Origin of the sequence: Pseudomonas sp. PDM14, assembly GCF_014851905.1 — a bacterium.
Taxonomy (GTDB): domain Bacteria; phylum Pseudomonadota; class Gammaproteobacteria; order Pseudomonadales; family Pseudomonadaceae; genus Aquipseudomonas.
Map to the genome: position 1 here is coordinate 1051569 of NZ_JACVAQ010000002.1, position 22487 is coordinate 1074055.

Sequence of the window (22487 nt, forward strand, 5' to 3'; positions counted from 1 at the left end):
TTGTACAGCCATCACGCCTCGCTGCGCACCCTCTTTACCGCATCCAGCCAACCCTCATAGAGGCGAATGCGATGAGCGGCGTCAATCCGCGGGGTGAAGCGGTGCTGACGGTGCCAGTGACTGGCGATCTCTTCCAGGTCGCGGTACAGCCCGGCCTGCAGCCCGGCCAGGTAGGCCACGCCCAGTGCCGTGGTCTCGGTGACCTGCGGGCGCTCCACCGGCACGCCGAGAATGTCGGCGAGAAACTGCATGACCCAGTTGTTGACCACCATGCCGCCGTCCACGCGCAGCGCACTGGGCTCGGCGGCGCCGTCCTGGCGCATGGCTTCGAGCAGGTCGCGGGTCTGATAGCAGACCGACTGCAGGCCGGCGGTGACGATTTCCTTGATCCCGGTATCGCGGGTCAGGCCGAAGATCGCGCCGCGCGCCTTGGGGTCCCAGTACGGCGCGCCGAGACCGGTGAACGCCGGCACCAGGTATACGCCGCAGGAGTCGCCGGTCTGCTCGGCCAATGGCTCGGTGTCGCGCGCATCGCTGATCAGCTTGATGCCGTCGCGCAGCCACTGCACCGCGGCGCCGGCGACGAAGATGCTGCCCTCCACGGCGTAGGTGACTTCGCCCTTGAGGCGATAGCCGACGGTGGTCAGCAGGCGGTTCTTCGACACCACCGGCGTGCTGCCGGTGTTCTGGATCATGAAGCAGCCGGTGCCGTAGGTGCTCTTGACCATGCCGCGGCTGAAGCAGGCCTGGCCGATCAGCGCAGCCTGCTGGTCGCCGGCCATGCCCAGCACCGGAATTGCCGCGCCGAGCAGCTCCGCGTCGGTCACGCCGAACTCGGCGGCGCAGTCGAGCACCTCGGGCAGCAGGCTGCGCGGGATGTCGAACAGCGCCAGCAGGTCGTCGTCCCATTGCTGGCTGTGGATGTTGAACAGCAGCGTGCGCGAGGCGTTGCTGGCGTCGGTGCGGTGCACCTTGCCGCCGGTCAGGCGCCACAGCAGGAAGCTGTCGACGGTGCCGAAGCGCAGTTCGCCGCGCTCGGCCCGCTCGCGGGCGCCGGGCACGTTTTCCAGGGTCCAGCGCAACTTGGTCGCGGAGAAGTACGGGTCGATCAGCAGGCCGGTGCGCTCGCTGACCAGGTCTTCATGGCCGGCATCCTTGAGCGAGGCGCAGTAGTCGGCGGTGCGCCGGTCCTGCCAGACGATGGCCGGGTGGATCGCCTCGCCGGTCTTGGCATCCCACACCAGCGTGGTCTCGCGCTGATTGGTGATGCCGATGGCGCGGATGTCCGTGGCCTTGACGCCCTGCTGGGCCAGCGCCTGGCGGCAGACCTTGAGCGTGCTCAGCCAGATCTCCTCGGCGTCGTGCTCGACCCAGCCGTCCTTGGGGAAGTACTGCTTGAACTCCTGCTGCGCGCGCGCCAGGGGCAGGCCCTGGGCACTGAAGACGATGGCACGGGAACTGGTGGTGCCCTGGTCGATGGCAAGCAGGTAGTGGGTCATGCAGGTTTCCTTGTTGTTATGGGGTGGCATTCAAACCGTGCGGGCCTCGCGAGCGGCCCGGCAGTCGATCATGTGCAAGCGCAGCCGGCGTCTACACCGTCAGCCGCGGCCGATATCGGCGAAATGGCCCTGGGTGTGCTGCGCCAGCACCTCGGCGGCCAGTTCCACCTCCAGGCCGCGCCGGCCGGCGCTGACATGGATGGTCGGGTACTGCTGCGCCGAGGCGTCGATGAAGGTACGCAGGCGCTTCTTCTGCCCCAGCGGGCTGATGCCACCGACCAGGTAGCCGGTGGCCCGCTGCGCGGCCTGCGGGTCGGCCATGTCGGCCTTCTTGATTCCCGCCGCCTGGGCCAGGGCCTTGAGGTCGAGGGTGCCGGCCACCGGCACCACGGCGACCAGCAGCTCACCCTTTTCGCTGGCGGCGAGCAGGGTCTTGAACACCCGCTGCGGCTCGATACCGAGCTTTTCCGCCGCTTCCAAACCGTAGGACGGCGCCTTGGGATCGTGCGCATAACTGTGCACGCTGTGTACGGCCTTGGCCTTCTTCAACAGATCGATGGCTGGAGTCATGTTCGAATGTGAAAATTGTTCGATGAATTGCGCTACCTTAGCGGAAAAAACTGCCAGGAGCAGTTTTTAACGTCGTACCGCGACGGCCATAGCGTAACGCCTAACGGCCGGTCACAAGAATCGTCAGCCGACCACACCTCGCTATAATGCCGCGCGACAGACCAAGGACCGCCCATGAGCCTCCCGCCCCGCCAGCACAGCATCCTCGAACGCACCCGCGAACGCGGCTACGTCAGCATCGACGAACTGGCCGCGGCCTTCGCCGTCACCCCGCAGACCATTCGCCGCGACATCAACCAGATGGCCGAACTGGGCCTGCTGCGGCGTACCCACGGTGGTGCCGCCAGCGATGGCTCGAGCACGCAGAACACCGCCTACGCCATGCGCGCCGGGCTGATGCGCGACGACAAGCAGCGCATCGCCGAAGCTATCGCCGCGCAGATCCCCGATCACGCCTCGCTGTTCATCAACATCGGCACCACCACCGAATCCATCGCCCGCGCCCTGCTCAACCACAAGGGCCTGAAGGTGATCACCAACAACCTGCACGTAGCCGCGCAACTCAGCACCAAGCCGGATTTCGAAGTGCTGGTGGCCGGCGGCACGGTGCGCAGCGACGGCGGCGTAGTCGGCCAGGCGGCGGTCGATTTCATCAACCAGTTCAAGGTCGACTTCGCCCTGGTCGGCATCAGCGGCATCGACGAAGACGGCAGCCTGCTCGACTTCGATTACCAGGAAGTGCGTGTCTCCCAGGCGATCATCGACAACGCACGACAGGTCTACCTGGCCGCCGACTCCAGCAAGTTCGGCCGCAACGCCGTGGTTCGCCTCGGCCCGATCAGCCTGGTCGACCGCGTCTACACCGACGCCCCACCCTCGCCCGCCCTGGCGCGCCTGCTCACCGAGCGGAAGATCCAGCTCAACGTCGTCTGACGGCGCGTTCACGGCGCCCGAATCCCTGGGACGATCTGACGTGCGGCCCGCTTTCGGGGTGGCGCGAGCAGCTGGCTTCGACTAGCATATTTTCGGAAACGAACATTAATGTTCATTTTAAAACTCTCCGGTGCTTGCCATGCCCCTCAGCCAAACGCCTCCCATCGCTGAAATCTATGACCTCGCCGTAGTCGGTGGCGGCATCAACGGTGCCGGCATCGCCGCCGATGCTGCCGGGCGCGGCCTCTCGGTGTTCCTTTGCGAACGCGACGACCTGGCCAGCCACACCTCGTCGGCCAGCAGCAAGCTGATCCACGGCGGCCTGCGCTACCTTGAGCACTACGAATTCCGCCTGGTGCGCGAGGCGCTGGCCGAGCGCGAGGTGCTGCTGGCCAAAGCGCCGCACATCGTCAAACCCATGCGTTTCATCCTGCCCCACCGCCCGCACCTGCGCCCGGCGTGGATGATTCGCGCCGGCCTGTTCCTCTACGACCACCTCGGCAAGCGCGAGAAACTGCCCGGCTCCAACGGCGTGCGCTTCGGCGCCGGCAGCCCGCTCAAGGCGGAGATCGGCCGCGGCTTCGAATACTCTGACTGCTGGGTCGACGACGCACGCCTGGTGGTGCTCAACGCCATGGCTGCGCGCGAACGCAACGCGCACATCCACACCCGCACCCGCTGCGTCAGCGCGCGGCGCAGCAAGGGCCTGTGGCACCTGCATCTGGAACGCAGCGACGGCAGCCTGTTCTCGATTCGCAGCCGCGCCCTGGTCAACGCCGCCGGCCCTTGGGTGGCGCGCTTTATCCAGGACGACCTCAAGCAGAAGGCGCCCTACGGTATCCGCCTGATCCAGGGCAGCCATATCGTGGTGCCGCGCCTGCACGATCAGGAGCAGGCCTACATCCTGCAGAACGAGGACCAGCGCATCGTCTTCGTCATTCCTTGGCTGGAGCGTTTCAGCCTGATCGGCACCACCGACCGCGAATACCAGGGCGACCCGGCCAAGGTGGCGATCAGCGAGGAAGAGACCGATTACCTGCTCAAGGTGGTCAATGCCCACTTCAAGCGCCAGCTCGTCCGCGATGACATCGTGCACACCTATGCCGGCGTACGCCCGCTGTGCGACGACGAATCGGACGACCCCGCCGCCGTGACTCGCGACTACACCCTGGCGCTCAGTACCCAGGCCGGCGAAGCGCCGCTGCTATCGGTGTTCGGCGGCAAGCTGACTACCTACCGCAAGCTGGCCGAGTCGGCGCTGACGGAACTGGCACCGTACTTTCCACACCTGTGCCCGCCCTGGACCGCCGAGGCGCCATTGCCCGGCGGCGAACAGATGAGCAGCCGCGAGGTGCTGGTCGAGCAGCTGTGTTCCCGGCATGGCTGGCTGCCGCGCGAACTGGCCCAGCGCTGGGCCGGCACCTATGGCAGCCGCGCCTGGCGCATCGTCGAAGGCGCGCGACAGATCGGCGACCTCGGTGAAAACCTCGGCGCCGGCCTGTATGCCCGCGAGGTCGATTACCTGCGCGAGCAGGAGTGGGCAGTCGAGGCGGCGGACATTCTCTGGCGGCGGACCAAGCTCGGCCTGTTCATGACACCCGGCCAGCAGACCCGTCTGCGCGACTACCTGAGCAATTCACGCCAGGTGCTCCCGGCTAGCGCCTGATCGCGCAATCGCCGCAGGGTGCGCCGTGCGCACCACAAACACATCGTGGCGTCCTAGTGCGCGTGGGGCGCGCCTACAACGGCTGCGGCCCGGCATCCCCCATCTGCGCCAGCTGCTGCTCGCCATCCAGGCGATGGGCGCGCAGGTGCGGCAGCACTGCGGCCAGCAGCGGCGCCTTGAACGCCGGCTGGAAGCGATGGGCCAGGCCCGGGATCAGTTTCAGCACACTGCCCTTTATATGCGCCGCCACGTGCACGCCATGCATCACCGGCAGCAACGGGTCGGCCGTGCCGTGCACCACCAGGGTCGGCACGCGCAGGCGATTGAGCAGGTCGACCCGGCTCGGCTCGGCGAGGATCGCCATGATCTGCCGCTGCACGCCCTGCGGGTTGAACGCGCGGTCATAGGACAGCGCTGCTTCGTGCAGCAAACCGTTACGGTCGCTGGCGATGCTCGGGCTGCCGAGCGCGGCCAGCAGGTCGGCCTGCTGGGCGATGGCGGCGTCGCGGCTCGGCGCCTCGCGGCGAGCCAGCAGCTCCAGCAGCGCGGCGTGCGGTGCGGGCAAACCAGGCGCGCCGGAGCTGGTCATCAGCAGGGTCAGGCTTTCCACCCGCTGCGGGGCGATATCGGCGACGTGCTGGGCGATCATCCCGCCCATGCTCGCGCCCAGCAGATGAAAGCGCTGCACGCCGAGGGCATCCATCAGGCCCAGGGTATCGCCGGCCATGTCGCGCAGGCTGTAAGGCGCGCTGACGCTCAGCCCCAGGCGGTAGCGCACTGCCTCGTAGGCCAGGCTCGGCACCGGCGGCGAGGCAACCCAGCTGGACAGGCCGACGTCGCGGTTGTCGAAGCGCACCACGCGAAAGCCCTGCTCGCACAGGCTGCTCACCACCTCGTCGGGCCAGTGAATCAGCTGCCCACCGAGGCCCATCACCAGCAGCAGCACCGGGTCGCTGTCGCGGCCGACACTCTGGTAGGCCAGGCGCACGTCGCCCACCGGCGCGGTCGCCACCGGCACGTTCACATCACAACGGGAGGCCGCAAAGGACGGCAAGCCGCACAACAACGCAGCCAACAGAAAAAACGCACGCATCACAAAATACCCGGAACGCAGAACCCCAATGGAGCAGGAGTCTGCCGTCATCCGTAGACGCGCGCTGCCACACAACCGTGACAGTTTGATGAAGCCTGCCGAACGGTCGAGCTGGAGCCTTCGCTGGGCAAAAAGTGAAGGGGCGGGCTGGAAGCTGGTCATAGGAGCGCGCCCCTCACCCTAACCCTCTCCCGGAGGAGAGGGGATAAAAGCGGAAGCGCGAAGCCCTCTAGAACGACGTTCCCTCGGGCTGCGTGCGTGGCCAGACCAGGCTGAACTGCGCGCCGGCGAGAGCGGTGCTGCGGCCGATGTGTGCACGACCGGCGTGCCAGTAGATGATCCGCCGCACGATGGACAGGCCCAGGCCGTGGCCACCAGAGGCCCGCGTACGGCTGTCATCCAGGCGCAGGAATGGCGCGAAGATGTGTTCCCAGTGGCTTTCCGGCACGCCGGGGCCGTCATCCTCGACATCGATACGGCAACGCTTGCGGCCGATGCGGTAGGACAGCCGTACGCGCGAGTCGGCATGGCGCAGGGCGTTGCTCACCAGGTTCTGCAGCGCGCGGTGCAGATAGCGCGGCTCGGCCTCGACCAGCGTGCTGCCGTCGGGCGCACTCTGCGAGGCGGCGAACTCGACGCGCACATCCGCGCGCAACGGCGCCAGTTCGGCGATCACCTGCTCGAGCAGCGCGCGCAGGTCGACCATCTGGTAGCTCAGCGCCGGCGAGCCCTGCTCCAGGCGGGCATAGACCAGCATCTCGTCGACCAGCTTGTCCAGCTCCTGAATGTCGCTGTCCATGCCGGTCATGTACTTCTGCCGGGCCTGGTCGGTCTCGGCGTCACCGATCATCTCCAGGCCGAAGCGCAGGCGTGCCACCGGCGTGCGCAGCTCGTGAGAGACGGCGCGAACCATCTCGCGCTGCATGCTCAGCAGGCGCTGCAGCTGCTCGGCCATGGCGTTGAAGGTCGAAGCCAGGCGGCCTACCGAGTCGGCGCCGAGGGTCGGCACGCGGGTTTCCAGGTGGCCACCGGCAATCAGCGCGGCGGCCTGCTCCAGGCCCTGCAGGCGGCGCTCCAGGCGGCGCACCAGGAGATAGAGGATCAGCCCGGTGAGGCTCAGGCCGAGCACGCCGATCAGCACCAGCAGTTCGGTCGGGTACGGGTTCATCTGGAACAGCGGGCCGACTTCCAGCACCCAGGGCGTGCCGACCATGCCGGCGATGACGCGGATCGAGTCGCCGCCCTTGCCCAGCGCCAGCACGGTATCGCCCTCGTCCACGCGGCGGCGCTGATCGTCGTCGAGGTCGACCTTTTCCAGGGTGACCAGGCGCAGATCGAAACCGAACTGCTTGGCCTCCTTCAACTCGGCCAGGCGTCGCGGCTGCTCGACAATCGGGTAGCGCACCAGTTCGTCCATCAACAGGTACACCGTGGCGCGCGCCAGCTGTTCGCTGATCTGCTCGACCTCGGCGGTGAGCACCAGTTGCTGGTCGCTGCTGACCAGGCTGTAGACCCTGGCCGCGTGCGGCCCGGTCTGTTCCACCAGCACCTGGCCGCGCAACAGCTGGCCGCGGGCGCGGCCATCCAGCGGCTCGCTGTACAGCGGCTCCAGTGCCAGCGGCACGCCGAGCAGGCGGCTCCAGGTGACCAGCGCGCGGCGGCGGTCGACCTCCTCCATGCGCTCGAGGTTATCGGCCATCAGGCGGAAGGTGCCGCGCGCCAGCAGCTCGCGGTACTGGTCGCTGCGCAGCTCGTTGGTCAGCTGCAGGGCGCCGACGCCGAGCAGCGCCACCAGCACCAGCGCGGCGATGATGCCGCCGTAGATGCGCAGGAAAATCGTGTTCATGGATGCCAGTCCGGGCGCAGCAGGCCGTAGTTGTCCAGATCGTTGAAGCGCCCGTGCTTGAGTTCGCACTCGCGGCGCGTGCCTTCGTGGACGAAGCCCAGGTGCTCCAGCAGACGGCAGCTGCCTATGTTCTGCGGCACCACCACCGCCTCGACGCGGTGCACGTTCATCACCGTGAACGCGTGTTCGATCACCGGCGCCAGGCATTCGCGCATGACGCCATCGCCCCAGAACTCCGGCAGCAGCCAGTAGCCCAGCTCGATACGCCGGTGCGCGCGCTCCCAGTCATTGACCCCACAGGCACCGATCAGCGTCTGTGGCGCGTCCGGGCGGCAGATGCCCCACCACAGGCCTTCCTGTTCTTCCTGCAACTGGCGGTACCAGTCCATCTGCGTCTGGGTGGCCAGCAGCGAGTCGTAGGACACACCGTAATGCTCGACCACGCGCGGGTCCGACAGCCCTTTATAGATGGCATCGATATCCGCCTGAAGGATTTCACGCAGGACGAAGCGCGCCGTGGTAAAGGTCGGGAACATGGCTCAGGCCAGCTCTTCGGCGGCTTCGGCGACGAACAGGTAGCCCTTGCTGCGCACGGTCTTGATCAACCGCGGGTGCATCGGGTCGTCACCGATCTTCGGGCGGATGCGCGAGATGCGTACGTCGATGGAGCGGTCCTGGCCGTCATATTCGATGCCGCGCAACGCGGTGAAGATCTCCTCGCGCGAGAGGATGCGCCCGGCGTTGGCCACCAGCAGCCAGAGCAGGTCGAACTCGGCGCTGGTCAGCTCGATGCTCTGCTCGCGCAGCCAGGCTTCGCGCAGGGCGCTGTCGATCACCAGTTGGCCGAACTGCAGGCGCCGCTGGGTTTCGCTCGGCGCCTCGCTGCTCTCGCTGCGCCGCAACAGGGCGCGGATGCGCGCCAACAGCACGCGCGGGCGCACCGGCTTGCACACGTAGTCGTCGGCGCCCATCTCCAGGCCAAGCACTTCATCCATGTCGTCGGTGCGCGCGGTGAGCATCAGGATCGGGCCGTCGTACTGGCCGCGCACCTTGCGGCAGATGGACAGGCCATCCTCGCCGGGCAGCATCAGGTCGAGCACCACCAGGTCGGGCTGCTCGCGCAGGATGCGCGCCGCCGCCTTGCCGCCATCGGACTCGATCGCCACCTTCAGGCCGTTGCTCTCCAGGTACTCCTGGGTCAGCTCGGCCAGCCGCTGGTCATCCTCGACAATCAGGATCTGCCAGGCTTCCTGTTCCACACGCCCTCCTACCTATCTATATGCCGCTCGAAGCAGGCGGCGATTGTAGCAATACGCACTCCTGCACGGCGCGCTTGCACGGCCCTGCACCAACTCTGGCCAGGGCGCCGGCAGGCTACTCCAGACGGCAGATTCAGGCATGCACAAAGACCCTACATATTGTGTCTGTTGCGATGAGACAAAAGAGCTTCGCGCGTGCTGAAAAAAACCGTCAGGCACCTCGACGAACGGCTTACCCGGGCTCATCCCAGTAATCGCGGGGGCTTGGCAAAGTTACCCCAAAGTAACCCACAGATTTATCCACAGGCATTGGTGTTTTGTCAGCTTGCCTTCGCCAGCACACCGCACTATCTTGTATCCCCATCGCAGCAAACACCTACATGTTGGGTTTTGCACGGAAAACCCCACAAGCACATTTGCACGCTTTCGGTCCACACCCCGAACCAAAAAAGTGCAGATGAACGCCAGCAAAGACGATCCAGCTTCACCGATTTCGAGCAAGCACCCCAGCAACGCCAGCAGAGCGATGGGGACTTGATCACGCTCCGGCCCTTCGGGGATGGAGCCACAACATCTAGTGGTGCTAGCGTAACTGCCAGCACAAGACTTCAAGAGCCAGGAAGGCGCTTTAGTCGTACCTTCCCTGCCCTGATTGCAAGTCCCCATGCGTACAGCCACGTGCTGTCCGTCTGGCGTTGTCGATACGGAATGAACGGTGGTACGGCGCGGCACTCAACTGCCTTAGCGTCCAACTAAATAAAGAAAAACACGGAGACCCGATCCCCATGCATACCGACACAACTCGCGAGAACCCGCAGGCCGTGGCGCCGCAGGCTGCCGAATCCAACCAGGATCTGGCTGCCACTGCCCCCGGTCAGCTGCGCGTGATCAAGCGGAACGGCACCGTCGTGCCGTACACCGATGACAAGATCACCGTTGCCATCACCAAGGCGTTCCTTGCAGTTGAAGGTGGCACCGCTGCCGCCTCGTCGCGTATCCATGAAACCGTCGCGCGCCTGACCGAGCAGGTCACTGCCACGTTCAAGCGTCGCATGCCGTCGGGCGGCACCATCCACATCGAAGAAATCCAGGACCAGGTCGAACTGGCCCTGATGCGCGCCGGCGAGCAGAAAGTCGCCCGTGACTACGTGATCTACCGCGACGCCCGTTCCAAGGAACGCGCCACCCGCAGCGGCAGCGACGTTGCCCAGCCGCACCCGAGCATCCGCGTGACCCACGCCGACGGCAGCGTAGCGCCGCTGGACATGGGCCGCCTGAACACCATCGTCACCGAAGCCTGCGAAGGCCTGGCCGAAGTCGACGGCGACCTGATTCAGCGCGAAACCCTGAAGAACCTGTACGACGGCGTGGCCCAGAGCGACGTCAACACCGCCCTGGTGATGACCGCCCGTACCCTGGTCGAGCGTGAGCCGAACTACTCCTACGTCACCGCGCGCCTGCTGATGGACAACATCCGCGCCGAAGGCCTGGGCTTCCTCGGTGTCGCCACCAGCGCCACCCACCACGAGATGGTCGACCTGTACGCCAAGGCGCTGCCGGCCTACATCGCCAAGGGCATCGAGTTCGAACTGCTCGACCCGAAACTGCAATCCTTCGACCTGGAAAAACTGGGCAAGGCGATCGATCACGAGCGCGATCAGCAGTTCACCTACCTGGGCCTGCAAACCCTGTACGACCGCTACTTCATCCACAAGGACGGCACCCGCTTTGAACTGCCGCAGGTGTTCTTCATGCGCGTGGCCATGGGCCTGGCCATCGAAGAGAAGCAGAAAGAAGACCGCGCCATCGAGTTCTACAACCTGCTCTCCTCGTTCGACTACATGTCGTCGACGCCGACCCTGTTCAACGCCGGCACCCTGCGCCCGCAGCTGTCCAGCTGCTACCTGACCACCGTGCCGGACGACCTGTCGGGCATCTACAGCGCCATCCACGACAACGCCATGCTGTCGAAATTCGCCGGCGGCCTGGGCAACGACTGGACCCCGGTGCGCGCGCTGGGCTCCTACATCAAGGGCACCAACGGCAAGTCCCAGGGCGTCGTGCCGTTCCTCAAAGTGGTCAACGACACCGCCGTGGCGGTCAACCAGGGCGGCAAGCGCAAGGGCGCTGTCTGTGCCTACCTGGAAACCTGGCACATGGACATCGAAGAGTTCATCGAGCTGCGCAAGAACACCGGCGATGACCGTCGCCGCACCCACGACATGAACACCGCCAACTGGATTCCGGATCTGTTCATGAAGCGCGTGTTCGACGACGGCCAGTGGACCCTGTTCAGCCCGAGCGAAGTGCCGGACCTGCACGACCTGACCGGCAAGGCCTTCGAAGAGCGCTACGAGTACTACGAAGCCCTGACCCAGTACGGCAAGATCAAGCTGTTCAAGACCATCCAGGCCAAAGACCTGTGGCGCAAGATGCTCTCCATGCTGTTCGAGACCGGCCACCCGTGGCTGACCTTCAAGGATCCGTGCAACCTGCGCAGCCCGCAGCAGCATGTGGGCGTGGTCCACAGCTCGAACCTGTGCACCGAGATCACCCTGAACACCAACAAGGACGAAATCGCCGTCTGCAACCTGGGCTCGGTCAACCTGCCGAACCACATCGTCGACGGCAAGCTCGACCTGGCCAAGCTGGAAAAAACCGTCAAGACTGCTGTGCGCATGCTCGATAACGTCATCGACATCAACTACTACAGCGTGCCGCAGGCGAAGAACTCCAACTTCAAGCACCGCCCGGTCGGCCTCGGCATCATGGGCTTCCAGGACGCCCTGTACCTGCAGCACATCCCGTACGGTTCCGACGCCGCCGTGCAGTTCGCCGACAGCTCCATGGAAGCGGTCAGCTACTACGCCATCCAGGCCTCCTGTGACCTGGCCGACGAGCGAGGCAGTTACGAAACCTTCCAGGGTTCGCTGTGGAGCAAGGGCGTTCTGCCGCTCGACTCGCAGCAGATCCTCATCGAAGCGCGTGGCCAGAAGTACATCGACGTCGACCTGACCGAGTCCCTGGACTGGGCCCCGGTGCGTGCTCGCGTACAGAAAGGCATCCGCAACTCGAACATCATGGCCATCGCACCGACCGCCACCATCGCCAACATCACCGGCGTGTCGCAGTCGATCGAACCGACCTACCAGAACCTGTACGTGAAATCGAACCTCTCCGGCGAATTCACCGTGATCAACCCCTACCTGGTTCGCGACCTCAAGGCCCGCGGCCTGTGGGACCCGGTCATGGTCAACGACCTGAAGTACTACGATGGTTCGGTACAGCAGATCGAGCGCATCCCGCAGGACCTGAAAGACCTGTACGCCACCGCGTTCGAAGTCGACACCAAGTGGATCGTCGATGCCGCCAGCCGTCGCCAGAAGTGGATCGACCAGGCGCAATCGTTGAACCTGTACATCGCCGGCGCCTCGGGCAAAAAGCTCGACGTGACCTACCGCATGGCCTGGTACCGTGGTCTGAAAACCACCTACTACCTCCGTGCCCTGGCCGCGACCAGCACCGAGAAGTCGACCATCAACACCGGCAAGCTCAACGCCGTTTCCAGCGGTGGCAACACCGAAGGCCTGCAGGCCGCTCCGGCGGAATCGGCAAGCCTGCAGGCAGCCGGTCCGGCGCCCGTACCGAAGGCCTGTGCCATCGACGAGCCAGACTGCGAAGCCTGCCAGTAAGCGTGAACGCGCGTAGCTAAACGGCGCGCGCGTTGTTGCCCGGCAAGTCGGCCCCCATCACGTACAGGCGTACGCTCAGGGGCTCCGACTCACCGGGCGCCTAGCGCTCACTCGCTCAGCTCCACGCGAGAAAGCGCCCAGGATTTGCACAAGCGCAGCGAATGCTGCGCTTGGGATGGGCAAGACAGCGCCCTCCCCTACAGATTTTCGTTTTTGCGTGCACACCCAACGCAACCCATATTCATGACCGGCCCGAGCCGGCACCCGATCAGGAGGAAACCACCATGCTGAGCTGGGACGAATTCGACAAACCCGAAGAGAACGCTGCCCCATCCAAGCCGGGCAACGCCGCTGCACAACAGGCCAACGTGGAAGCCGGCCTGGACAAGCTCGACAGCGAAGCTGCCGGCTCCGTCGAAGAAGCACGTGCCGTCGACGCCAACGACTCCGCCGCCGTCGCCCGCGCCAAGCAGGCCCTGAACGACCTCGACATCCAGGAAGGCCTGGATGACCTGGAAGGTTCGGCAGCACGCGTGCAGGTCGGCGACAAGCAGATGATCAACGCCCGCGCCGACCTCAACCAGCTCGTCCCCTTCAAGTACGACTGGGCCTGGCAGAAGTATCTGGATGGTTGCGCCAACCACTGGATGCCGCAGGAAGTGAACATGAACGCCGACATCGCTCTGTGGAAGAGCAAAGACGGCCTCAGCGACGACGAACGCCGCATCGTCATGCGCAACCTCGGCTTCTTCTCCACCGCCGACAGCCTGGTTGCCAACAACTTGGTGCTGGCCGTATACCGCCTGATCACCAACCCCGAGTGCCGCCAGTACATCCTGCGCCAGGCCTTCGAGGAAGCGATCCACACCCACGCCTACCAGTACTGCATCGAATCGCTGGGCATGGACGAAGGCGAGATCTTCAACATGTACCACGAGATCCCGAGCGTGGCGAAGAAGGCCTCCTGGGGCCTGAAATACACCCGCTCGATCTCCGATCCGAAGTTCGAAACCGGCACCCCGGACACCGACCGCCAGTTCCTGCGCAACCTGATCGCCTACTACTGCGTACTGGAAGGCATCTTCTTCTACTGCGGCTTCACCCAGATCCTCTCCATGGGCCGCCGCAACAAGATGACCGGCACCGCCGAGCAGTTCCAGTACATCCTGCGCGACGAGTCCATGCACCTGAACTTCGGCATCGACGTGATCAACCAGATCAAGATCGAGAACCCGCACCTGTGGGATGCCTCGATGAAAGACGAAGCCACCCAGATGATCCTTCAGGGCACCCAACTGGAAATCGAATACGCGCGTGACACCATGCCGCGCGGCGTACTGGGCATGAACGCAGCGATGATGGAGGACTACCTCAAGTTCATCGCCAACCGCCGCCTGACCCAGATCGGCCTGAAGGAAGAGTACCCGGGTACTTCCAACCCGTTCCCGTGGATGAGCGAGATCATGGACCTGAAGAAGGAGAAGAACTTCTTCGAGACGCGGGTTATTGAATATCAGACTGGTGGGGCGTTGAGCTGGGATTGATGGCCAGCTGACATCAGCGTAGATTGACCCTACACCTGCCATGGATGTTGGGGAATAAAAAAAGCCCCGCCTTGTGCGGGGCTTTTTGCTACATAAAGTGTCTCAAAAGGAACTGCTATGACTACTGATGTTGAAAGCCACAAACTGAATCTCCAATAGCTCTTCCCAAAACTACAAAAGCAAAACAACCTTCGACGAAAACGAATAAGACGAAGCCGCTACCTAAAGCCAGCACCGCGAAAAAAACGCCTCCTGCGCGTAAAAAATCTGCTGCGGCAAAGTCCGGAAAGGCGGCGAAATTCCCGCGTCAGGCATTGAGCAAAGTTCTACGTATTCCAAAAGCAATACTTGATCAGAATGCTGGTCAATCCTGTTCCGAAAGGGAGGCCGCCAAATTTGTTGGTGTCGGATTCGGGGGGCCTTTTCAAGTTGAAGTCAGCTCAGCATTAAAATATGGAATTTTGAAAAGACTTGCTCCCGGACAAGTAGCCGTTACAGACCTAGCCAGAAAAATAATCAGACCACAGCAGACAGAAGATGAAATTATCGGCCTAAGGGAAGCAGTTCTGCAGGCACCAGATTTTGGAGATGTTTATCAACACTACCGCGGAGAAAATTTGCCTGACCCTCAATTTTTCAGAAACGCGCTGGTAGACAAATTTAAAATTCCAGAAGACAAAGTTTCAGAGTTTGAAACCATCTTTCTTGAGACAATCCGTGATGCAAGCTTATTGGATGAGCATAGCGGAAAAAGAAGAATACTAGATGTAGCTCATGAAGCCTCGACCAACACAAGCGATGATCGAATAAAAAAACTAGGCCGGCAGGTATCTTTTAAGAGCTCAGACACATGCTTTGTAATGATGCCTTTTGCCAACCCAGTAGGCGCATATTACTCCGCCATATACGAACCAGCCATACAAAAAGCAGGTTTAACTCCAATACGAGCCGACGCAGACATATTTGGTACCGGAAAAATAATTGATCAGATATGGCAAGGAATAAACAGCTCAAAAGTGCTTGTCGCAGAGCTTACAAATAGAAATCCGAATGTTTTTTACGAATTAGGTCTAGCACACGCACTGAACAAACCAGTCGTTCTAGTCTGCTCAAACGAGTCAGACGTACCCTTTGACCTCCAACATATTCGTGTTATTTACTACGATGTAACCGACCCATTTTGGGGCAGCAAACTCATTGAAAAAATTGCAGAGAACATATTATCTGCACTACGCAATCCTGAGGAAGCAGTATTCAAAGCAGCTTTGCAAAATTAGTTCGTTAGCAAGCAAATAGCCTGGATGTGCACGGCGGAAAACGCTTCGCAGTTTTCCACCCTACGAACAGGTCGGCTTTTGTAGGGTGGACAACGCGAAGCTTGTCCACCATCGGAGTCACAAAAAACTTCGAGTTCTTATCCCCTCACCCCGGCCAAACCGTCTATTTGATATCGCAACACTTTCTTCGGCTTCCGGCTATAGGTTTCGCCTCGCACGGCGAGTCACTTTCTCTTTGCGCGCGCAAAGAGAAAGTAACCAAAGAGAAAGCGCGCCCGACATCCGGGTTTCGCTACGCGAAACTTCCCTCCCTCCGGTGCCGCTCCGGGGGCCGGCTTACAAGGGCCGTCCCTGGCCCTTTAAGCCTCTCGCCGCATCCATGCGGCTCGTCCCCCTACGCAACACCTACGCTCGGCCTCCTGACGGGGTTTGATCGTTCCCACGCTCTGCGTGGGAATGCAGACCTCGACGCTCCAGCGTTCACCTGCCAGCACTACGCGCCGAAAGCCACGGCGCGACGCAGAGCGTCGCGGGCTTGCTACCACGCTGGAGCGTGGGAGCCATCGGATCGTCAGGCAACTTCAATCGCCCCTTTCAGGAGGCCGAACGGAATCGTTGCGTAAGGGGTTGAGCGACATGGATGTCGCGAGAGCCGCGATGGGCCAGGGATGGCCCTTCGCGGCGGGCCCCTGGAGCAATGATGGAGTGAGGGAACCCCGCCGCAGGCGGGGCCGGATGCAGGGGCGCAGACCTTTTGGTTCCTTTTGGGGCGTTTGCCAAAAGGGACTCGCCGTGCAAGGCGAAATCTGTAGTCCCTGCCGAGGAAAGCGCCGCGTTTGCACTCAAAACCGAGAAGCCGCAACAGGCGGCAAGCAAATTGGATATCCACGGTAGATCGCTCCCACGCTCCGCGTGGGAATGCAGCCTTCGACGCTCCAGCGTCCACCTGCCAGCCACTACGCCCCGAAAGCCACGTTGCGACGCAGAGCATCGCGGGCTTGCTCCCACGCTGGAGCGTGGGAGCTATCGGGGATTGAAGGCCGCGCGCTGCACTGATCGTTTTGATCGTTCCCACGCTCCGCGTAGGAATGCAGCCATCGACGCTCCAGCGCCCACCTGCCAGCAACTGCCCGCCAGAAGCCACAATGCGACGCAGAGCGGGATAGTCGCGAGATCGGCAGGCATCTGCTGCGGTATGTGGCTACCTGTCATATCGGCATTTTTTTAGGTTTCTCCAGTACAGCAATCCCTGCAACTCATCGGTGCACAACCCTGCTTGTCGATGTGCGCCTGAACGGTCCCGAGATCAGGCAGTCAGCTATAACGACTACCTTAATGACGGAGAAACCTATGAGCGCATTATTCGACAAGACCGCCCCGCAGAACGTCCACGGCTTGGAGCGCGCAGCTTCGGTGGCTGGCGGTTTGATATTGCTGAGCAAAGGTGTTCGCCGTGGCGGCCTGGGCGGTCTGGTGCAGATCGCCATGGGCGGGATGGCGCTTGCGCGGGGGATGACAGGTCGCTGTGAAACCAAACGAATCCTGGCGGAAAACAATGAACAACCGTTGCCGCATATCGCGCGCTACAGCCACATGCCGATGGATTCAGAAGTGCATAGCCCCGATTTCGAGGACCCCGAAGTCACGCTGCCCGATACCACACCGATGGGCCATGAAACACACTCGCCGCTCAGTGGAATCAAGAGCTGACCTAGCGGGCTGCGCTTGTTAAGCCAGACACCTGAGATAAAAACAAAGGTGTCGTCATGGTTGATCGGCGACGATCGCTCCCGCGCCACTATGGGAATGCAGCCCTCGACGCTCCAGCGTCCACCTGCTAGCAACTACGTGCCGGAAGACATGTCGCGACGCAGAGCATCGCGGGCTTGCTACCGCGCTGGAGCGTGGGAGCTATCGGGGATTGAAGGCCGCACGCTGCTCTGATCGTTCCCACGGCCTGCGTGGGCATGCAGCCCTCGACGCTCCAGCGTCCACCTGCCAGCAACTACGCGCCGGAAGACACGTCGCGACGCAGGGCATCGCGAGCTTGCTCCCACGCTGAAGCATGGGAGCTATCGGGGATTGAAGGCCGCGCGCTGCTCTGATCGTTCCCACGCTCTGCGTGGGCATGCAGCCCTCGACGCTCCAGCGTCCACCTGCCAGCAACTGCGCGCCGGAAGACACGTGGCGACGCAGAGCGTCGCGGGCTAGGCTGCCACGTGGAGCGTGGGGGCCATCGGGGATAGGAGGCAGCCTCTCTCCAATCCACACCACAACCAGCCGATTCAAGGAAGAATCCAATGGGCCGCAGCCGCTACGTCATCAGCGAACCTGAAAAGCCGCATTTCCTCACCTGCACGGTGCTGGAGTGGCTGCCGTTGTTCCCCCGCCCCGCTCTGGTCAAGATCCTGCTCGACTGCTGGCGCTATCAGCAGGCCAACCAGAACTTGCGCCTCTATGGCTACGTCGTGCTGGAAAACCATCTGTACTTCGTTGCCCAGGCGCCTGACCTGGGCAAATGTGTCAGCAGCTTCAAATCCTTCACGGCGCGCCGCATCATCGATCAGCTGCAAGAGCGAGGGGCGGAACGTTTGCTGCAGCGGTTACGTTTCGCCAAGCGTGCGCACAAGGATGATCGGGTGTACCAGCTCTGGCAGGAGGGTTCGCATGCGGAGCTGGTATACAGCGCCGAGGTGATGCGGGAGAAGCTCGATTACATCCATCACAATCCACTCAAACGAGGGTATGTGGACCGTGCGGAACATTGGCGATATTCCAGTGCCAGGAACTATGCGGGACAGGTGGGATTGATCGAGGTGGACCGGTGGGATTCGTGACGCGGAGCATCACGGGCTGCATGCCCACGCGGAGCGTGGGAACGATCAACGCATAGCGTGGGAACCATCACCAAACGACTTACAGCCGACCACTGTCGCCTGCGCATAAAAAACCCGGCGCTGAAAGCCGGGTTTTGCGTAACGGGATGCTATCAGGCCTTGTCGATGCCTTTCTTGATCGCATCCTTGGCGTCACCCTTGAGTTGCTGGGCTTTGCCCTTCACCTGCTGGGCGTCGCCTTCGCCTTCAAGACGAGGATTGTCGGTCGCTTTACCGACGCCCTCTTTGACTTTACCGATGGCTTCGTTGGCATTGCCTTTGATCTTGTCTGTCGTGCTGCTCATGTGACACCTCATTTTCAGTGGGTTACGGAAAATGGAGCCCAGCCTGGCGCAATCGTTTCGTATTTCTGACGAGTGAATGGCTGGGGAGGCAAAGACACGCTCAGCAAATAGCCAGTGTATTCACGGTGGAAAACGCTTCGCGGCTTTCCACCCTACGGCTCAGGTCAGCACGGCTACGGCTACGGCTACGGCAACGCCATATCCTCGCCCGCTGCCTGCATCTGATCGAACACCTCATCCATCTTCTGCAATAGCAGCGGCGCGTCGTAGCTCTTGCGGGACACGACCAGGCGAATGGGCAGGTTCTCCACGGTGACGTAGGGCAGCGGCGGCTGGCCCGTCCTCTTGAGCACCTGGTCGATGGGCAGCTGGTAATCCAGCAGATAGTCCCCGCGCTGGCGGCGCAGCAGCTCCAGCGCCGATTCGCGATGGTGGGTGCGCAGCTGAACGATTTCCCGCGCCGGGTCCAGTAGCAGGTCGCGGGTATGCGGCCAGTAGCTGTAACCGCTGAGCATGATCATCACCTTGCCGGCCAGGTCATCCGGCACCTTGGGCGCAGGGGTGTCGGGGCGGTAATACAGGTTGAGCCGGACCTCGGCCAGCGGGCGGTCCGACTCCAGCACATGGCCCTGGAGTTCCTGCTTGTGGGGCGCGCCGGCCCAGAGGTCGACGCGCCCTTCGCGCAGCTCGTTGTACAACCGCGCGATCGGCATGGCCCGAAACTCCGGCGTGTAGCCCGCGCGATGCAGCATGCGTGTCAGCAGGTCGAAAAGAGGCCCCTGTGTGCGTCCCTCGGGCGTGGTGTAGATGGACGGCGGGAAATCGTAATAACCCACGGTCACCACGGGCATATCGGCACGGCAAATACCGCTGACCAGAACAGCCAGCAGCAATGAATATCTGAGTATCAACATACGTCCCGCACCTTGGTTCTAGGTCTTATTTTCAGGGGGGTGTCACATCCATCACCGCGTGGACCGGCTGGCAGCCAAGCGCTTCGCCCAACGTGAACAACTGGCGCAGACTCCACAGGCATGGAACATACGCGCACGTTCTGCCCTGCGACAGCCACACGGCATGACCAGCAAGTCATGCGCGTTCGATCCTCCCACAAGTCTGCGGAGGCTGCCACTCGATGGGCTGAAAATGGCCTCGACGACGCAAGCGGGACGGCGCAATTTCGGCCGAACGGAACACAAGCCCACACGAACGTGGAAGTCATTAGATGGGGACGACACCTCGCACGCACTCCCAGCCCACACGCTTGGCTCCGCCATTTTGCGTCACCGGTCACCCAGCCTCGCGAGCAGATGCTCTACCCTGCGCCTAGCCACGGACAAGCAGACAACCATGAGCGACGGCAGCCACCTGATTCTCTTCCTCGTTACCCAGTTCCTGCTGCCACTCGGCCTGGCCTACTTCTATTGCCGGAGCACAGGCATTCCCAGCCAATCCTGGCGCGCGGGCGGTGTCTACCTGATTGCCCTGTCTGCCGCGATGCTGTTGTTCACCGGCCTGCTCGGTCTGCCAACCCATGTGAAGAACGTCGGCTTCGTCACCCACCGGCCCATGGGGCTGATCTGCGGCGCCGTCGGTATCATCGGCGGTATCGTGATGGGCCTTCTCGCACAACGCGTCGAGGGCCGCTCAGACAACCCGAGCTGACGACGCCCTGCACCAGCCCGCATTCCAACCACGCCATCCGCTACCGCGCCGGCATACCCAGCGCCCCGCCCAGCCCAAGGAACACGCACCATGTACTACCCACGAGAGGAGAAAAGGGATTTTCTCCACACGCTCTCCACGCTGGCGCTGATCGCCATACTGCCGCTTGCCGTGCTGGCGCTGCTGAGCGGCCAGGGCGCGACCGTCACCCTCATCGCCGCGAGCAAGGTCCAGGCGCAGGCCAACGTCACGACGCTCACTGAATTCCCCGACCAGGGCGTGAACCTCCTCAACTACGACTACAGCGTCGACGGCAAGTATTTCTCCGGCACCTACGCCCAACTCACGAAGAAAGACGCCGCGAAATACAGGCCAGGCGACACGCTCGCCATCGTGCATTCCGCCTTTTTCCCGAGTGTCGATCTGCCCGAGGCGAGCTATGCAGCCGGGCAAACGGATGGGCGGATGTTCACCGGCTGCGTCGGCGGAAGCCTGTTGCTGCTCGGGGTGTCGTTCTTCGCCCTGGTGCGCCAGCGCAAGCACGCGGCAGAAGACGCTTACTACTGAGCGGGCAGGCGCAAGCCCGCCAAACACACCACTGGCAGGATCGGGAAATACTACGCATGGATGTCCGCCTACTGACCTTTCTGGAATTCAGCAACGTCCATTTCTACCGCGTCATCACCCTCGCCATCCTGCTGCCGGTGTGTGGCTTGAGCCTGATCAACCTGATCAACACCGGCCAGACTGACGCCCTGCTGATGTCTATCGGTGCGTTCATCCTGATGGCGCGTTTCAGCGTGGAGTGGCGACGGGTCAGGCAGAGCGCGCCGGCATTCCTCCATGAAGACGAACTGATCATTTCCAGGGCTGACGGCCATCGCCGTATCCCGCTGGCCAGCATCCGCTCGGTCCGCTCCCGGCACAGCCTGTTCATGGTTCGCCGCTACCGCTCCTGGAGCGATCACCTGGCGTTTCTGCAGTTCACGCTGAACAACGGCGAGCGCCTGCACACGCTGGCCGAAAGTGCCGTGCTCGAGTTTCCCGCGGGTAAGAAAAGCCTCAGCGCGATCCGCGCAGCCGTGCTCGCCGCCAAGACCCGAAGCCTCGCCGTGCACCAGCAGAACACCCTCCGCTGAGCGTGCCCACACCGCGCCTGGAAATGCCTGCCAATTCACCCGGCGAAACGTAGAAACGAGCGATACCCCGCCAATGGCCCGCGTGCTATACCGGCTCAGCGAGCGACCGCGCCCTCACCGCCGCACACTGCGCCGGCAATGCGCGCCACCCATTGAGCCGGACAACAACAAGGACAGAGCCGATGAACTACTCCGCGATAGATTGGCAGGTCGACGATGGCCTGCTGAAGTTGACCCTCAACCGCCCCGAGCAGATGAACGCCTTCACCGTCGAGATGGCCAACGAACTGGAGCACGCCTTCAACCGCGCCAGCTTGGACGACAGGGTGCGTGTCATCCTGGTGACCGGGGCCGGCAAGGCGTTCTGCGCCGGCATGGACCTGTCCAAGGAAGGCAACGTCTTCGGCCTGGACGAAACCCTCACCCCGAGCCTGGCCGACCTGCACGAGCGCTTCGAGGCGGCGGACATCCACAATGGCGTGCGCGACACCGGCGGCCGGGTGACCCTGGCTATCCAGGCCTGCCGCAAGCCGGTGGTAGCGGCCATCAACGGTGCCGCGGTCGGTATCGGCGCAACCATGACCCTGGCCATGGATTTTCGCCTGGCCTCGGAAAAGGCCCGTTTCGGTTTTGTGTTCGGTCGCCTGGGCATCGTTCCCGAGGCCTGTTCGAGCTGGTTCCTGCCGCGCATCGTCGGCCTGCAGCAGGCGCTGGAATGGGTCTACACCGCCGACATCTTCGACGCCCAGGAAGCCCTGCGCGGCCGCCTGGTGCGCTCGGTGCACTCGCCAGAAACCCTGCTGGAAGAGGCGGAAGCCTTCGCCCGCCGCCTGGTGCAGGATCGCTCGCCCGCCGCTATCGCCCTCAGCCGCCAGATGCTTTATCGCAACAGCGCGCAGGCCCACCCGCTGGAGGCGCACCGCATCGAATCGCTGGCGATGTTCTACACCAGCATCGGCGACGGCAAGGAAGGCGTGGCCGCATTCCGTGAGAAGCGCCCGGCCCGGTTCAGCGGTAAAGCCTCCGAGCTGCCGGCGTTCTATGACGAGTGGACGGCCGCCAGCGGAAAGCAGGACTAATCCCCGCAGATCATTCCCACGCTGCGCGTGGGAATGCAGCCCTC

Annotated in this window: 19 protein-coding genes; 11 read left to right on the forward strand and 8 right to left on the reverse strand. The window is 63.0% G+C overall.

What is annotated here, in order from left to right; translation table 11 throughout:
- Positions 1-11: 11 nt before the first annotated feature.
- Both glpK and ybaK read right to left on the reverse strand, forming a co-directional pair.
- A complete protein-coding gene (glpK, locus tag IB229_RS17450) occupies positions 12-1499 on the reverse strand; it encodes a glycerol kinase GlpK (RefSeq protein ID WP_192331175.1) in 1488 nt (495 codons plus the stop codon).
- Between the two features lie 99 nt (positions 1500-1598).
- Complete coding sequence (gene ybaK / locus IB229_RS17455; RefSeq protein WP_192331176.1) at positions 1599-2069, reverse strand: Cys-tRNA(Pro) deacylase; 471 nt, start codon at positions 2067-2069, stop codon at positions 1599-1601.
- 174 nt (positions 2070-2243) lie between these two features.
- Between ybaK and IB229_RS17460 the strand changes: the two genes are divergently transcribed.
- Both IB229_RS17460 and glpD read left to right on the forward strand, forming a co-directional pair.
- A complete protein-coding gene (locus tag IB229_RS17460; RefSeq protein WP_192331177.1) occupies positions 2244-3002 on the forward strand; it encodes a DeoR/GlpR family DNA-binding transcription regulator in 759 nt (252 codons plus the stop codon).
- Between the two features lie 139 nt (positions 3003-3141).
- Complete coding sequence (glpD, locus tag IB229_RS17465; RefSeq protein ID WP_192331178.1) at positions 3142-4668, forward strand: glycerol-3-phosphate dehydrogenase; 1527 nt, start codon at positions 3142-3144, stop codon at positions 4666-4668.
- Positions 4669-4741: 73 nt separating this feature from the next.
- On the opposite strand, the gene IB229_RS17470 is transcribed toward glpD, so the two are convergent.
- From IB229_RS17470 to IB229_RS17485, 4 genes are all read right to left on the reverse strand, one after another.
- Positions 4742-5761 (reverse strand): alpha/beta fold hydrolase, encoded by a 1020-nt coding sequence (locus tag IB229_RS17470; RefSeq protein WP_192331179.1) that lies wholly within the window; start codon positions 5759-5761, stop codon positions 4742-4744.
- Positions 5762-5990: 229 nt separating this feature from the next.
- On the reverse strand, positions 5991-7607 hold the full coding sequence (locus IB229_RS17475) for an ATP-binding protein (protein WP_192331180.1): 1617 nt from the start codon (positions 7605-7607) through the stop codon (positions 5991-5993).
- Positions 7604-8143 carry a GNAT family N-acetyltransferase gene (locus IB229_RS17480; protein WP_192331181.1) on the reverse strand — a complete coding sequence of 180 codons (540 nt, stop codon included), beginning with the start codon at positions 8141-8143 and terminating at the stop codon, positions 7604-7606. Before IB229_RS17480 ends, IB229_RS17475 begins: the two co-directional genes overlap by 4 nt.
- 3 nt (positions 8144-8146) lie before the next feature.
- Positions 8147-8866, reverse strand: coding sequence for a response regulator (locus tag IB229_RS17485; protein WP_192331182.1), 720 nt, complete (start codon positions 8864-8866; stop codon positions 8147-8149).
- Positions 8867-9651: 785 nt separating this feature from the next.
- On the opposite strand from IB229_RS17485, the gene IB229_RS17490 reads away from it, so the two are divergent.
- From IB229_RS17490 to IB229_RS17510, 5 genes are all read left to right on the forward strand, one after another.
- Complete coding sequence (locus IB229_RS17490) at positions 9652-12558, forward strand: ribonucleoside-diphosphate reductase subunit alpha (protein ID WP_192331183.1); 2907 nt, start codon at positions 9652-9654, stop codon at positions 12556-12558.
- 284 nt (positions 12559-12842) lie between these two features.
- Positions 12843-14102 (forward strand): ribonucleotide-diphosphate reductase subunit beta, encoded by a 1260-nt coding sequence (locus IB229_RS17495; RefSeq protein WP_192331184.1) that lies wholly within the window; start codon positions 12843-12845, stop codon positions 14100-14102.
- Between the two features lie 314 nt (positions 14103-14416).
- On the forward strand, positions 14417-15379 hold the full coding sequence (locus IB229_RS17500; RefSeq protein ID WP_225579169.1) for a nucleoside 2-deoxyribosyltransferase: 963 nt from the start codon (positions 14417-14419) through the stop codon (positions 15377-15379).
- 1350 nt (positions 15380-16729) lie between these two features.
- Positions 16730-17089, forward strand: a complete 360-nt coding sequence (locus tag IB229_RS17505) for a YgaP-like transmembrane domain (protein ID WP_192331185.1) — start codon at positions 16730-16732, stop codon at positions 17087-17089.
- 590 nt (positions 17090-17679) lie between these two features.
- Positions 17680-18216 carry an REP-associated tyrosine transposase gene (locus IB229_RS17510; RefSeq protein WP_192331186.1) on the forward strand — a complete coding sequence of 179 codons (537 nt, stop codon included), beginning with the start codon at positions 17680-17682 and terminating at the stop codon, positions 18214-18216.
- 152 nt (positions 18217-18368) lie between these two features.
- Here IB229_RS17510 and IB229_RS17515 read toward each other — a convergent pair whose 3' ends face one another.
- A complete protein-coding gene (locus IB229_RS17515) occupies positions 18369-18560 on the reverse strand; it encodes a CsbD family protein (protein WP_192331187.1) in 192 nt (63 codons plus the stop codon).
- A 185-nt stretch (positions 18561-18745) separates the two neighbouring features.
- Positions 18746-19474, reverse strand: a complete 729-nt coding sequence (locus tag IB229_RS17520) for a substrate-binding periplasmic protein (protein ID WP_192331188.1) — start codon at positions 19472-19474, stop codon at positions 18746-18748.
- 436 nt (positions 19475-19910) lie between these two features.
- Between IB229_RS17520 and IB229_RS17525 the strand changes: the two genes are divergently transcribed.
- The 4 genes from IB229_RS17525 to IB229_RS17540 all read left to right on the forward strand — a co-directional run bounded on the left by IB229_RS17525 (position 19911) and on the right by IB229_RS17540 (position 22443).
- Complete coding sequence (locus IB229_RS17525; protein WP_192331189.1) at positions 19911-20225, forward strand: hypothetical protein; 315 nt, start codon at positions 19911-19913, stop codon at positions 20223-20225.
- A gap of 90 nt (positions 20226-20315) precedes the next feature.
- A complete protein-coding gene (locus IB229_RS17530) occupies positions 20316-20792 on the forward strand; it encodes a hypothetical protein (protein ID WP_192331190.1) in 477 nt (158 codons plus the stop codon).
- Between the two features lie 56 nt (positions 20793-20848).
- On the forward strand, positions 20849-21364 hold the full coding sequence (locus IB229_RS17535; protein WP_192331191.1) for a hypothetical protein: 516 nt from the start codon (positions 20849-20851) through the stop codon (positions 21362-21364).
- A gap of 182 nt (positions 21365-21546) precedes the next feature.
- Entirely contained in the window at positions 21547-22443 is an 897-nt protein-coding gene (locus IB229_RS17540) for a crotonase/enoyl-CoA hydratase family protein (protein ID WP_192331192.1), read from the forward strand.
- Positions 22444-22487: the final 44 nt, after the last annotated feature.